This is a genomic window from Rhizobium sp. CF080, assembly GCF_000282095.2.
Lineage (GTDB): Bacteria > Pseudomonadota > Alphaproteobacteria > Rhizobiales > Rhizobiaceae > Neorhizobium.
This window is the reverse complement of record NZ_AKKC02000004.1, coordinates 872,763-886,067: the sequence shown is the minus strand read 5'-3', so window position 1 is coordinate 886,067 and position 13,305 is coordinate 872,763. Positions and strand designations below refer to the sequence as shown.

General features: G+C 63.6%; 13 protein-coding genes. 5 read left to right on the top strand and 8 right to left on the bottom strand.

What is annotated here, in order from left to right; genetic code table 11:
- Nucleotides 1-24 precede the first annotated feature (24 nt).
- Nucleotides 25-1,254 (top strand): DUF3500 domain-containing protein, encoded by a 1,230-nt coding sequence (locus tag PMI07_RS11250; protein ID WP_007765106.1) that lies wholly within the window; start codon nucleotides 25-27, stop codon nucleotides 1,252-1,254.
- On the opposite strand, the gene PMI07_RS11245 is transcribed toward PMI07_RS11250, so the two are convergent.
- From PMI07_RS11245 to hpaD, 8 genes are all read right to left on the bottom strand, one after another.
- Nucleotides 1,251-2,129: an IclR family transcriptional regulator gene (locus PMI07_RS11245; RefSeq protein WP_245277160.1), complete on the bottom strand. Its 879-nt coding sequence runs from the start codon at nucleotides 2,127-2,129 to the stop codon at nucleotides 1,251-1,253. The two genes, PMI07_RS11250 and PMI07_RS11245, sit on opposite strands and share 4 nt — an antisense overlap.
- A 136-nt stretch (nucleotides 2,130-2,265) precedes the next feature.
- Nucleotides 2,266-3,075 carry a 4-hydroxy-2-oxoheptanedioate aldolase gene (gene hpaI, locus PMI07_RS11240; protein ID WP_007757691.1) on the bottom strand — a complete coding sequence of 270 codons (810 nt, stop codon included), beginning with the start codon at nucleotides 3,073-3,075 and terminating at the stop codon, nucleotides 2,266-2,268.
- A gap of 9 nt (nucleotides 3,076-3,084) precedes the next feature.
- On the bottom strand, nucleotides 3,085-3,888 hold the full coding sequence (gene hpaH, locus PMI07_RS11235) for a 2-oxo-hept-4-ene-1,7-dioate hydratase (RefSeq protein WP_007757692.1): 804 nt from the start codon (nucleotides 3,886-3,888) through the stop codon (nucleotides 3,085-3,087).
- Nucleotides 3,889-3,890: 2 nt separating this feature from the next.
- Nucleotides 3,891-4,760: a fumarylacetoacetate hydrolase family protein gene (locus PMI07_RS11230; protein ID WP_007757693.1), complete on the bottom strand. Its 870-nt coding sequence runs from the start codon at nucleotides 4,758-4,760 to the stop codon at nucleotides 3,891-3,893.
- Nucleotides 4,761-4,778: 18 nt separating this feature from the next.
- Complete coding sequence (gene gabD, locus PMI07_RS11225; RefSeq protein WP_007757694.1) at nucleotides 4,779-6,233, bottom strand: NADP-dependent succinate-semialdehyde dehydrogenase; 1,455 nt, start codon at nucleotides 6,231-6,233, stop codon at nucleotides 4,779-4,781.
- A 111-nt stretch (nucleotides 6,234-6,344) separates the two neighbouring features.
- Nucleotides 6,345-7,388 (bottom strand): amidohydrolase family protein, encoded by a 1,044-nt coding sequence (locus PMI07_RS11220; RefSeq protein ID WP_007757695.1) that lies wholly within the window; start codon nucleotides 7,386-7,388, stop codon nucleotides 6,345-6,347.
- Between the two features lie 96 nt (nucleotides 7,389-7,484).
- Nucleotides 7,485-8,780: an FAD-dependent monooxygenase gene (locus PMI07_RS11215; RefSeq protein ID WP_007757696.1), complete on the bottom strand. Its 1,296-nt coding sequence runs from the start codon at nucleotides 8,778-8,780 to the stop codon at nucleotides 7,485-7,487.
- 81 nt (nucleotides 8,781-8,861) lie between these two features.
- Nucleotides 8,862-9,872, bottom strand: a complete 1,011-nt coding sequence (hpaD, locus tag PMI07_RS11210) for a 3,4-dihydroxyphenylacetate 2,3-dioxygenase (RefSeq protein WP_024163739.1) — start codon at nucleotides 9,870-9,872, stop codon at nucleotides 8,862-8,864.
- A gap of 332 nt (nucleotides 9,873-10,204) precedes the next feature.
- On the opposite strand from hpaD, the gene PMI07_RS11205 reads away from it, so the two are divergent.
- The 4 genes from PMI07_RS11205 to PMI07_RS11190 all read left to right on the top strand — a co-directional run bounded on the left by PMI07_RS11205 (nucleotide 10,205) and on the right by PMI07_RS11190 (nucleotide 13,198).
- Nucleotides 10,205-10,597: a RidA family protein gene (locus PMI07_RS11205; protein WP_007774625.1), complete on the top strand. Its 393-nt coding sequence runs from the start codon at nucleotides 10,205-10,207 to the stop codon at nucleotides 10,595-10,597.
- Between the two features lie 227 nt (nucleotides 10,598-10,824).
- Nucleotides 10,825-11,676 carry an ABC transporter ATP-binding protein gene (locus tag PMI07_RS11200; protein ID WP_007774627.1) on the top strand — a complete coding sequence of 284 codons (852 nt, stop codon included), beginning with the start codon at nucleotides 10,825-10,827 and terminating at the stop codon, nucleotides 11,674-11,676.
- Nucleotides 11,673-12,422 carry an ABC transporter permease subunit gene (locus PMI07_RS11195; RefSeq protein WP_007774630.1) on the top strand — a complete coding sequence of 250 codons (750 nt, stop codon included), beginning with the start codon at nucleotides 11,673-11,675 and terminating at the stop codon, nucleotides 12,420-12,422. Before PMI07_RS11200 ends, PMI07_RS11195 begins: the two co-directional genes overlap by 4 nt.
- Nucleotides 12,419-13,198, top strand: a complete 780-nt coding sequence (locus tag PMI07_RS11190) for an ABC transporter permease (RefSeq protein ID WP_024163738.1) — start codon at nucleotides 12,419-12,421, stop codon at nucleotides 13,196-13,198. The genes PMI07_RS11195 and PMI07_RS11190 overlap by 4 nt, the downstream gene beginning before the upstream one ends.
- The last annotated feature ends 107 nt before the right edge of the window (nucleotides 13,199-13,305 follow it).

Here is a 13,305-nt window from a genome sequence, read left to right as displayed (position 1 = left end):
CGCTCGCATGAGGAGGATGGAGCCATGACGCCCAAGGATTTTCGCGACAATCTTCTCCCGACGGATTCTCCGCGCATCCTCTCGGCGCGCGGGCTCGATCCCTTTACGTATGCGAAACCGATCCTGGAAACGCCGCGGGCAATCGCGCTCAACGCCGAATGGCAGACCCGTTATTCCGAACCCTTCGTCGGCATCACCGCCGATGGCAATGCGACGCCCGGCCTTTTCGAACTCGCCGACGAAGGCTTTACGGTGGAAGGCGCCGTGAAGGCCGCCGAAGCGTTTCTTGCGACGCTCGATGCCAACCAGCGTGACAAGGCCAGCCATGCGGTCGATGCGCCCCAGTGGCGCGGCTGGTACAATCCGGAAATCCCGTTCAACGACTATGGAATCCGGCTGGAAAATACGTCCGAGCAATCACACGCGGCCTTTCTCGGCCTGCTGGCGGCCTGCACCAGTGCCAAGGGTTTCGTGAAAATCAGAAACCTGCTCTCCGCCAATCTCTATCTCGGCGAGCTCTACGACCTGCGCAACATCATGAGCGAGTGGACCTATCACTTCCTGATGTTCGGAGAACCGTCGCCAACCGAGCCCTGGGGCTGGAGCATCTATGGTCACCATGTCGGCTTCAACTGCTTCATCATCGGCCGCCAGATCGTCATCTCGCCGACCTTCATGGGCGTCGAACCCAATATCATCGACCGCGGCAACGGCAATTGCTTCACGCTTTTCGAGGATGAGGAGCGGCTGGGGCTGGAACTCATGCAGTCGCTCGCACCGGAGCTGCGTGACCGCGCAACGATCTACAAACTGATGGAAGACCCGGCCATGCCGCCGGGCCGTTTCAACTTCGCCGACCAGCGCCATCTCGGCGGTGCGTTTCAGGACAACCGGGTCATCCCGCTCGAAGGCGTGCGCGCCTCGGAATTCACGACAGCGCAGCGGACCAAGCTGATGCAGCTGATCGAGACCTTCATCGAGCACCTGCCCGACGCGCCGCGCGCAGCACAGCTCAAGCGGATCGCAAGCCATCTCGACGAGACATGGTGGAGCTGGATCGGCGGGTCAGGCGATGAGGACCCTTTCTATTTCCGCATCCAGAGCCCGGTGATCATGCTGGAATTCGACCACCACAACGGCATGTGGCTGACCAACGAGGAACCGGCCAAATACCATATCCACGTCATCAGCCGCATCCCCAACGGCAACGACTATGGCAAGGCGCTGCTGAAGCTTTATCGCGACAAGGCTTAACCGACAGCCAGACCGGCCAGTTTCGATTTCTCGATATTGCTGCGCAGGAGCGCGTTGGAAATTTCCTTGGCGGACCGGCTCAGCACCCGGACGACCTCGCCGAGCCGGTGATCGGGCATGCGGCGCCTTGCGGTGATCGCACTGAGCGCCGCAACCGGTACGCCGCCCGCATCGAAGACCGGAACGGTGAGCGCGAGCGTTTCGCGCACCGTCAGCCCCTCGCAGATGCCATAGCCCTTGGCCTTGGTCGCCTTCAGATATTCGCCGACGCTGATTTCGGACGAATTATAGGCATCGAGATGCGGCGCGTTGGCGGCGATGATGGATTGCGACATTCGCTCCGGCAGGAAGGCGAGCATCGCCCGGCCTCCCGGCGTCACGCCGAGCGGCAGGCGGGAGCCGATGGCTGCGGCCGTCACGTGCACGGCCGACGATTTCGCCCGGCGGTCGACGCAGACGGAATCGTGGCCGCTGCGGACGGTGAGCAGGATGGTATCGCCGATCTCGTCCGACAGCCGGTCGAGCGTCTGGGCAGACGCCGCCTTGATGGGAAACCGCGTGGAGGCGCGCAGTCCGAACCACATCATTTCGGTGCCGATCGTATAACGCCGCGATCCGTGCGCCCGCTCGACGACGCCCTCCAGCTCCAGCGCCTTCAGGATGCGATGGGCGGTCGGATAGGACAGCTGCAGCCGAAGGGCGATCTCGGTCAGCCGCAAACCATCCTCGCCTTCGGCGGCAAGGATGCGCATCACCTGCATGGCACGATGGATGCTCTGCGCACCCGACGCATCCTCGCGGGTGGCCGGCTCGGCATTTTCAAGCAGCGCCTCCTCACCGGGATCATCGGCATGGGACGGATAGTCGAACGGCACGCGGGACAAAGACTCCTCCTTCCTTGCCTCATGCCGCCATAATGCGCCAGAAATGCGCTTTTTTCCAAGAACAATATGTCCGTGCCCCGAGCAGGGCGGACGAGAATGACGACATGGTGAATGCGCGGCCTGCGTTTCAGCCGTAGGGGTCCTTCGCTGCCGTGACGGCGACCGATGCCTCCGCCTTGAAATCGGCGAGCAGTTTCGAGGATGCGTTTGCGAGCATCGTCACGTCGTTGCCGATGGCGACGAAGGTCGCGCCGAGGTCGAGGCAGCGGCGGGCGAAGGCCTGGTCGGCGGTCAGGATGCCGGCCGCCTTGCCGTGCGTTCGGATGCGCCGGATCGCATCCTCCACGGCCGCCTGCACTTCCGGCGCACCCGGCCGGCCGAGATAGCCCATGTCGGCGGCGAGATCCGACGGGCCGATGAACACGCCGTCGACGCCGTCCGTGGTGGCGATCTCGTCGAGCGCCGCAATGCCCGCCCGGCTTTCGATCTGCAGGAGGAGGCAGATCTCGTCATTGGCAGTCTGCAGGTAGTCGGGGATGCGGTTGAAGGCGGACGCCCTGGCAAGTGCGGCGCCGACGCCCCGGACGCCATGCGGCGGATACCGTACGGCTTTTACAAGCGCCGCAGCCTGTTCGCCGCTCTCCACCATCGGCACCAGCAGCGTCTGTGCGCCGATGTCGAGCAATTGCTTGATCAGCCACGTCTCGCCGATCGGCGGCCGGATAATCGCATGGCTTTCGGAACGGGCCAGCGCCTGCAGCTGCACGGTCAGCAGCGGCACGTCGTTCGGCGCATGCTCACCGTCGAGAAGCAGCCAGTCATAACCGGCCCCGCCAAGGATCTCGGCCGTATAGGGATTGGCGAGCGCCAGCCAGAGGCCGATCTGCGGCCTGCCTTCGGACAGGGCCTGTTTGAAGCTGTTTTTTGGAGCGGGCATTGCAAAACCTCAGGCGAAGAAGGAGCTTATGGTCCCATAGGGGCCGAAATCGGCAGTGATCGTGTCGCCGTGCCGCGCCTCGATCGGCCGGATGAAGGAGCCGGCGAGCACGATCTGGCCGGCTTCGATGTGGTCGCCATAGGCGGAAAGCCGGTTGGCAAGCCAGGCGATGCCGCGCGCCGGATGGTTGAGCACACCGGCGCCGAGCCCGGTCTCCTCCACCTCGGCATTGCGCGAGACGATAGCACCCATCCAGCGCATGTCGACCTGGTCGGGCCGCATCTGCCGCCCGCCGATGACGATGCCGGCGTTGGCGGCATTGTCCGAGATCGTATCGACGATGGTGCGGGCCTTCTTCGTCTCGGGATCGGCGCGCAGGATGCGGGTGTCGAGGATTTCCAGCGCCGGCGTGACATAGTCCGTGGCGTTCAGCACGTCGAAGACGTTTATGTTCGGACCCTTGAGCGGCGCCTTCATGACGAAGGCGATCTCCGCCTCGATGCGCGGCTGGATGAAGCGGTCCTTGGGGATGGTCGCGCCGTCCTCGAACAGCATGTCGTCGAACAGCACCCCGGAATCGGGAATGTCGATGTTCAGCGCATATTGCATCGCCTTGGAGGTGAGCCCGATCTTCCAGCCGACCACCCGCCGGCCATCGGCGATCTTCTTCTTCACCCAGGCGGCCTGGACCGCATAGGCGTCGTCCATGGTCATGCCGGGGTGTTTCAGCGAGAGAATGCCGATCTGCTCGCGGGTTCTTTCGGCGCGGTCGAGGTCTTCCGCCGCAGTGGCGATATCTTTTTCGGAGAGCATGGTCAGGCCTCGTCGGCGACGGTGTTGCGCAGGATGCCGATCCCGTCGGCCTCGACTTCGATGACGTCGCCGGGCTTGAGCCAGCGCGGCGGATCGAAGCGCGCGCCAGCCCCGGTCGGCGTGCCGGTGATGATGACGTCGCCCGGAACAAGTGTCGTGAAGGTGGAGATGTAGGCGAGGATGTGACGGAACGAGAAGGTCATGCGGCTCGTCCGATCCTCCTGCCGCAGTTCGCCGTTCACCCGTGTCTCGAGGTGGATGTCGGCCAGCTGCGCCTCGTCGGTAAACGGCACAAGCCAGGGACCGATCGAGCCGCTGCGGTCGAAATTCTTGCCCTGCGTGACGTTGAACTTGCCGTGGCGCGTCCAGTCGCGGATCGTGCCTTCGTTGGCGAGCGTGATCGCCGCGACATGGTCGAGCGCGCTTGCCTCCGGGATGCGCCGGCCGCTCTTGCCGATGACGATGGCGATCTCGCCCTCGTAATCCAGCTGGGCGCTTTCCGGCGGACGGATCAGCGGCTGGCCGTGGCCGGTGAAGGAACCCGGAAACCGGGGAAACAGGGACGGATAGGAGGACGCGGCCTTGCCGTCCTTGTATTCCTCGTTCCGGTCGGGGAAATTCACCCCGACGCAGATGATCTTTTCCGGCGTCCGGATCGGGATCGCGAAGCGGACATCGCCGAGGCCGAAATCCTCACCAAGACCGCCGGCTTCGCCTGCCAACCGCGTCAGTGCGCCATCCGCGACGACGTCCTTGAGGGTCGCCCAGCGGTCGCGGTAGCGGCCCGCAAGATCGACGATACCCTTGTCGGTCACGAGGCCGTAGCCATCGCCGCGCGGGCCAGAAAAGCTGGCAAATCTTGGATAAGTCATTGCAATCCTGAACGCTCCCTATGCAATGCCGCCGAGGCAGACATATTTGATTTCGGTGAATTCCTCGATGCCGTAGCGGGAGCCTTCGCGGCCGAGACCGGAAAGCTTGACGCCCCCGAACGGCGCTTCGGCCGTCGAGATCAGGCCGGTATTGACGCCGACCATGCCGTATTCGAGTGCTTCCGCGACCCGGAAGACGCGCGACAGGTCGCGGGCGTAGAAATACGAGGCGAGACCGAATTCGGTGTCGTTGGCCTGGGCGATGACATCCGCCTCGTCGGTGAAGCGGAACAGCGGCGCGACCGGCCCGAACGTCTCCTCACGCGCCATGGCCATGTCCTTGGTGACGTCGGCAATCACCGTCGCCTCGTAGAACGTGCCGCCGAGCGCATGGCGTTTGCCGCCGCTGATGACCCGCGCACCCTTGGAGACGGCGTCTGTCACATGTTCCTCGACCTTGTCGAGCGCCGCCTTGTCGATCAGCGGACCGAGGACGACACCCTCGTCGAAACCGTTGCCGGTCTTCAGCTTGGCCACTGCCGCCGCGAGCTTGCCGGCGAAGGCGTCATAAACGCCGTCCTGCACGTAGAGGCGATTGGCGCAGACGCAGGTCTGGCCGTTGTTGCGGTATTTGGCGATCAGCGCGCCTTCCACGGCCGCGTCGAGATCGGCATCGTCGAAGACGATGAAGGGCGCGTTGCCGCCAAGCTCTAGCCCGAGCTTCTTGATGGTCGGCGCGGACTGCTTGTAGAGCTCGGCGCCGATCTCGGTGGAACCGGTAAACGTCAGCTTGCGGACGATCGGATTGGCGGTCATCTCGGCACCGATCTCGCGGGCCGAGCCGGTGATGACGCTGAACAGGCCTTTCGGCAGGCCGGCGCGTTCGGCCAGTACTGCCAGCGCAATGGCCGAGAACGGCGTCTGGGAAGCGGGCTTCAGCACCATGGCGCAGCCGGCGGCGAGCGCCGGGCCTGCCTTGCGGGTAATCATCGCATTCGGGAAGTTCCACGGCGTGATCGCCGCCACCACACCGATCGGCTGCTTCATCACCAGGATGCGCTTGTCCGGCTGGTGGCCGGGAATGAGGTCGCCATAGATGCGGCGTCCCTCTTCCGCGAACCATTCCACGAAGCTTGCACCATAGACGATCTCGCCCGTCGCCTCGGCGAGCGGCTTGCCCTGTTCGAGCGTGAGGATCTTTCCGAGATCGTCCTTGTTGGCAATCATCAGCTCGAACCATTTGCGCAGGATGCCGGACCGCTCCTTGGCCGTCTTCGCGGCCCAGCCCTTCTGGGCGGCCTGCGCCGCCTCGATCGCCGCCCGCGTTTCCGCCGCACCGAGCTTCGGCACAAGGCCGATGATCTCGCCGGTCGCGGGATTGTTCACCTCGATCGCGTTCGATCGATCGGCATCGATCCAGCGGTCGCCGATGAGCGCGGCTTCGCGGAACAGGGTCGGATCATTCAGTTGCATAGGTCATCTCCCTTGGCTCGTTTCCCCGCGGCGGTTCTCACCGCCGCATTTTCCAAAGGAAAACATATCACCGGCGCCCGGATCTTCCAGCCGCCGGCAATCATGGGTCGCTCAGAGATTGAAGAGTTTGATGGCGTTGAGGCCGAGGACCTTGGCCTTGACCTCGTCAGAGACGTTGAGTTCCTTCACTGCCCCAACGCCGTCGAAGAACCAGTCCTTGCGGATCGGATAGGAGGCGCCGTAGAGGATGTTGTCCTCGCCCAGCACTTCGATGGCGCATTCGAGCTGCGCCTTGCCCCATTGCGGCGCGCCGGAAATGTCGAAGAACAGGTTCTTGCGCAGCTGGTCGCGCAGGCTCGTCCGGCCCGTATCGAAGCGGTCCACGGCATCTCCGTAAGAGTGCTTCGGCTTCGGCACCAGCATGTCGACGAAGGCGAAGAAGCCGCCACCGAGCATGGAATGGCTGAGCTTGAGGTTCGGGAAGCGATCGAACAGGCCGGAGAACAGCTCGCGGCCGACGGCGGTTGCCTGCGCGATGCAGCGACCGTACTGGCGGCGCTGGTTGTTGAAGTCGAGGATCGAACCGTAGTCCACCGGCAACGGGGTGTGGTGCACGACGATCGGCACGTTCAGGTCGTTGAGGAACTCGAAATACGGGAAGAACGCCTCGTTATCGAGGTAGATGTCGCCATATTTGCAGGCCATCTGCACGCCCTTGAAGCCGAGCTCGTTGATGCAGCGCTCGACTTCGCGGATCGAGGCCTGGTCACCCCAAGGCGGCGCCACGGCAAGCGCCGTGAAGCGGCCGTTGCTGCGCGAGACATAATCGGCCAGCCGATCGTTGATCTGTTTCGAGCATTCGAGGTCCAGCCATTCCTGCCAGACCGGAATGCGGAACACGGCCTTGTCGACGCCGGCCCTGTCCATGTCCTCCAGCTGGCTTTCGATATTGTACTGGCCCTCGGCGTAATTGATGTTCGCATAGCCCTTGGGCTCTTCGATGATGATCTGGCGGATGTTCTTGCCTTCGACCGTCTCGACGCGGGCATGCAGTCCATGCTGGCGCGGAATGCAGGCCATCATGGCGTCCTGCAGCTTCTGGTCGGTGAACAGCGTGTCCGGCAGCCAGTGCATGTTGGCATCAACGATTGTCATGTCTTGTCCTTTCAGAAACAAACAATGGGGTGCGCATGGTGGCGGTCCGATGACCGCATCCACGGCGAATAAAGGCTGGCAAACCAGCCGGCGGCACTATCGGACGATGGTCTTCCTTGCCTGGTCTTCACTGAAGAAGGTTTCGCGGAAACCGACCGGACCCGCGTCGTCGGGACGCTGCATGCCGGCCATGCGGTGGTATTCGAGGAAGATCGCCTCGCATTCCTTCAGCGGAAAAATCGTCTCGATATCCTCGAACGGCTTGCCGCCCGAACGTTCCTCGACGATGCGGCGGACCACTTCCGGCCCCTCGCCGCGATTGGCGATGACGATGCGGTTGACGAATTCGCGCCGCGCGCCCTCGTATTGCTCGAGAGCCTCGATCGGATCGTCGACTTCGGCAAGTTTTTCGGCCAGCACCCGGCAGTCGACCAGCGCCTGGCAGAGCCCGTTGCCGCCGCGCGGATACATGGCGTGTGCGGCGTCGCCGATCAGCGTGACACGGCCGAACGACCATTGCGGCAGCGGATCGCGGTCGATCAGCGGGTAGAGATAGACTTCGCGCGCGTTGCGGATCATCTCGCCGACATCGACGAAATCGAGCTTGGTCTCGTCGAACTTGTGGGCGATCTCGTCCGGGCTGACGCGCTGGTTCCAGTCCTCGATCGACTTCGGCTTGCCGTTCTGCTCGACCACCCAGTTGACGAGCTGGTTGCCCTTGCCGTCGACATTGTTGCGGATCGGGTAGACAATCATGCTGCCCTGGGCAATCGGATCGCCGAGATGAAGGATGGTGCCGCCGTTGCGGAAGGGCGGCATGACGGTGACGCCGCGCCACATGGCGACGCCGGAATAATGGCTGCCTTCCGAGGACGGAATAAGCTGGTTGCGCACCACCGACTTGATGCCGTCGGCGCCGATCAGCAGGTCATGGCGGGCCGATTTCGGAACGCCCTCGGCCTCTTCGAAATGCACCGTGACGCCGGTCTCGTCCTGTTCGAAGCCGGTGCAGCGGGCGCCATGCACGACCGCCTCCGGGCCGAGCCGTTTGATGACGGCGTCGTAGAACATCATCTGCAGCGTGCCGCGGTGCACGAAGCGCTGCTCGTGCGGATAACCCATGTGCTTGCCGCACTTTTCGCCGTAGATCATCTGGCCGTAGCGGGTGAAGAACAGCGAATCGATCGCTTCGACCGAGATCGCCTGGAACTCCTCCAGCAGGCCGATCTCGGTGATTTCCTTGACGCCGTAGACCTTGATGTCGACACCGACGCCGAGCGGTTTCAGCTCCCTGACGCCTTCGTAGATCGTCGGTTTGAAGCCCTTCTGGTGCAGCCTGAGCGCAAGAGCGAGACCGCCGGGACCCGCGCCGATGATTGCGATGTTCAACATCGACTATTCCTCCTTTATGGCCGCCACGCGCGCAGCGCGGCGCATTCGATTTCGGTGTTCGTGGGATCGCCGGCCCGTGCCTCAGGCCGCCTTGATCTTGAGGAAGCGTTCCAGCGTCGGCGGCTCGATGCTGAGCGTCGGCGGCACGATGTCCGCGCCTTCGAAGGCGGTCGCCTCGGCAAACCATTTCTCCTGCGCCGGCAGGCCCCACTGGTCGGCCCGCTTGGGGTCCGCCAGATCCCAGGCGATCGGTGGCTCGATGTCGATATGCTGGTAATGGGTGTTGAACAGCTCGATGCGGTGGCCGTCCGGATCGCGGAAGTAGACGAACATCGCGCCGCTGATGCCGTGGCGGCCGGGACCGCGCTCCAGCCGCTGCCCGAGCCCAAGCGCTCCGGCCACGTCGCAGGCGCGGATCATGTCGCTGGCATCGCGCAGCGTGTAGGCGAAATGGTGCAGGCGCGGACCGGGACCGTTGGTGAAGACGATATCGTGCGGATTGCCCTTGCGCTGCATCCAGACGCCCCAGAGGTTCTCGGTCCCGTCGGCATTCTTCGAATAGGTGTACTCGCTGGTACGGAAGCCGAGCGGCTGGTAGAAATCATAGGCACGGCGGACGTCGCTCGACTGGATCTGGTAATGGTCGAGGCGCTGGGCGCTTGCACCGCGATACTGGTCATAGGCCGTCATCAGGCGGGGGCGGAATTCCATGGTGGCGCAGAATTCCAGCGGCATGCCCTGGCTGTCGCGCACATGCAGCGTCAGACCCTGGTAGGGCGTATCGACGAACTGCGTTTCCGCGCCCCGGGCGCCGAAATAATCCGCAGCCTTCTTCAGGTCGTCGTCCGTCTGCATGCGCAGGCCGATGCGCTTGCACAGCGTATTGCCGGCCTTGCGCAGAACGAGGCTGTGATGGCAGTTTTCCTCCATTCCGCGAAGATAGACGGCATCGCTATCCTCATCGCTGACCACCAGCCCGGCGAGATCGGTATAGAATGCCTTGCTGGCATCGAGGTCCCTGACCGTCAGCACGACATGGCTCGCCCGCGTCACGTTGAACGGCGGATTCAATACGAAGTCGTCCATAGCCATTGTTCTTCTCCCTCATCGAACGGCTCCCGTCTTGCGGCAGGAACCGTCATTTCGACTTTCCAGGATGAGGCTTGGAGCCAAGCGCGGTCGAGGGCAAGGAAGCACCGCGGATTTGTTCACATAGCGAAAATTCCCGCCCCGGCGGCCGATTGTCCGCCTCCGGACGGCCTGTCGCCGGCTTCTTCATGCGAAAGCGGCGGGTCACATTCCGTAATGTGAAAGTTGCCGGCCTTTCGCGTTGCAGATCGGCGAATGTGCTTCTTTTCTCGCGAATACGACGATGGGCGCGATGACTTAGGCGACCCGCCCGGCGATATGCAGAGGAGACAATCGTGCAGAAGCGACGCAGCATCTATGTGGAAAGCTTTGCTCATCGAAACCCGGTGCCGGCCGCCTGCCGGATTGGCAACATGGTCTATTCGAGCGGCATCCACGGGCTCGACCCGAAGACCGGGCTCGCTTCCGCCGAAGGCATGGATCGCCAGTGCGAACTGATGTTCGGGCATGTGCGCGCGATCATCGAGGCGGCGGGCGGCACGACGGGCGATATCATCAAGATGACGCTCTGGATGCAGAACCGCTCCGAACGACACTTCGTCAATCCCTACTGGGAGGCGATGTTTCCCGATCCGGCCCACCGCCCCACCCGCCACGCCATGAAGGGCGAGCTGGAAAGCGGCATGCTGATCCAGTGCGACTTCATCGCCGTCGTCGACGGCGATTGATGAATGTCAGGTCCGCTCTCACAATGTGAAAGTCCACGGACAACGGGCTTGCCAGTGCGCCGCACCCTAAACCAAGATCATGCTGCTATCGGCATGCGTCTGCGGGAGGAGCCAGAAGGACGATACGAAAGGACAATCGCGCAGCCCGGTTTCGCACCGGGCGCTCGCGTCCCCGTTCTGTCGGCTTCTTTCTCCTCCCTCCGCAAGACACCACAAGGAAGGCTTTGATGACTGCTTTCGACCAGGCTTCAGCAAGGAAGCTCAAGAATTCGGAACAGCTTTTTACCGGTACCGAGGTTGACAAGGGCATGAAGAGCGCCGAACCGCTGATCACCTTCCGCAACGTGTGCCTGGATTTCGTCGGGCGGCGCATCCTTCAGGACATCAACCTGTCGATCGGCCGCCAGGAATTCGTCTGCGTGGTCGGGCCTTCCGGTTGCGGCAAGACGACGACGCTGCGGCTGATTGCCGGCCTGCTGCAGCCGACCTCCGGCGAGATCGTCTATAACGGCAAGCCGGTCAGGGAACCGGCGCGCGACATCGCGGTCGTCTTCCAGGACTATACCAATGCGCTGCTGCCCTGGCGCACCGCCGCCGGCAATGTCTCGCTGGCACTGGAAGCGGCCGGCGTGCCCCGCACCGAGCGGCCCGACCGCATCGCGGCCCTGCTCGAAAAAGTGGGCCTCGGCAATCGCGGCGAAGCCTACCCTTCCGAACTGTCCGGCGGCATGCAGCAGCGCCTGCAGATCGCTCGCTGCCTGGCGCAGGAGCCCTCGGTCCTGCTCATGGACGAACCGTTCGGCGCGCTGGACGCGATGACCCGTCAGCATCTTCAGGACCAGGTGCTGCGCATCATGGACCAGAGCGGCACGACCGTCTTCTTCGTCACCCACGACCTCGAAGAGGCCATCTACCTCGCCGACCGGGTGATTGCATTGGCGCCCAATCCGGGCCGCGTTGCGGAAGTCTTCGACATCAAGCTGCCGCGGCCGCGCAACCAGCTGACCACCCGCGAAGATCCCGAATTCCTGAGGTTGCGCCGCAAGATCTTCGATTTCGTGCAGGAGTCGGAAGCGTGAAGGGCCTCGTCTTTCCTCTGGTGGCGCTGGTCGCCCTGCAAATTCTGGCGATGGTCTGGGGCATAGAGAGCGACAACCTCGCCTCGCCCGTCTCGGTCCTGCAGGCGGCATGGACCGCCGCACTCGACGGCACCGTGCTGACGGCCGCATCCCATACGCTGAGCACGACGCTCGGCGGGCTTGCCATCGGGGGCACCCTCGGGTTGCTCCTCGGCCTCCTCATCGGCCTCGTTCAGCCGATCGACCGGCTGCTCACGGTTTCACTGGAGTTCCTGCGCCCCGTGCCGTCGGTAGCGCTGATCCCGATCGCGCTTCTGATCTTCGGGCTTGGCTACCGCATGGAACTGGTGATCGTCGCCAAGGGCTGTTTCTGGCCGATCCTGATCATGACGCGGGCGGCGATCCGCGGCATCCATCCGCGCCTGATGGAGGTGAGCCGGATGCTGAAGCTCGGCCCGGTCGCCCGCATCTGGAAGATCTTCCTGCCCGCAGCCCTGCCGCGTCTCTTCGTGGGCTTACGACTTGCCGCCGGCGTCGGGCTGACGATCGCCGTCACGGTGGAGATCGCCACCAATCCCTACGGCCTCGGTTACGCGGTGATGTTCGCGCAGCAATCGTTCCGGCCCGACCTGATGTTCGGCATGCTGCTGTGGATCGGCATTATCGGCTGGAGCTTCAACGCCTTCCTGCTGTTTGCCCAGAACCGCCTGTTCGGCCGCGCCGCCCTCGTCGGAGCCCGCTCATGAACAAGAATACGACCCGCACCGGTAAAATCCTCTGGCTCCTCGCCAGCCTCGCCTTCGCGGCCGCGTTGATTGCCGGCTGGCAGCTGATCGCCAACATGCGGCTGATCTCGCCGGTCTTCCTGCCGGGGCCGGACCGCGCCTTCGATGCCGCCGTCACCGGTTTCGAATCGGGCGAACTCGGCGGCAAGCTTCTGCTCACCGTCGAACGCATGATCTACGGCTGGGTACTGTCTTCCATTCTCGGCGTGGCGCTCGGCACGTTGATCGGCAGTTCGGCGCTTGCCCGCAGCTATTTCGGGCCGACGCTGGAATTCATCAGGCCGCTGCCCGCCTCGGCGATCGCGCCGATCGCCATCACGCTGTTCGGCCTTTCCAACGCCTCGGTTCTGGTGCTGATCGCGTTCGGCACGATCTGGCCGATGTTGCTTGCCACCATCCACGGCTTCGCGGCGATCCATCCCCGTCTGACGGAAGTCGGCCATGTGCTGAAGCTGTCGCGGCTGGAGACGATCTGGAAGATCGCGCTGCCCAACGCCGTGCCGGATATCCTGGCCAGCATGCGGCTCGGCCTGACGATCTCGCTGATCCTCACCATTGTCGGCGAAATGTTGATGGGGCTCGAGGGTATCGGCAACAGCATCCTGCTTGCCGCCCGCTCGTTCGACGCGCCGAACCTCTATGCCGGCGTGATCCTGATCGGCCTGATCGGCCTCGTCAGCAATTTGCTGCTGGACATGATGGACCGCCGGCTGCTGCGGTGGCGGCCGAGCCGGTAACCGTGGCCGTGCCCCCTCGCAGCGGGAAGTGATGGATCCTCGGGTCGAGCCCGAGGATGACGGAGCGTGTGGGTGGGTCGACGCTGCAACAAGCGTCGCCACCCGCT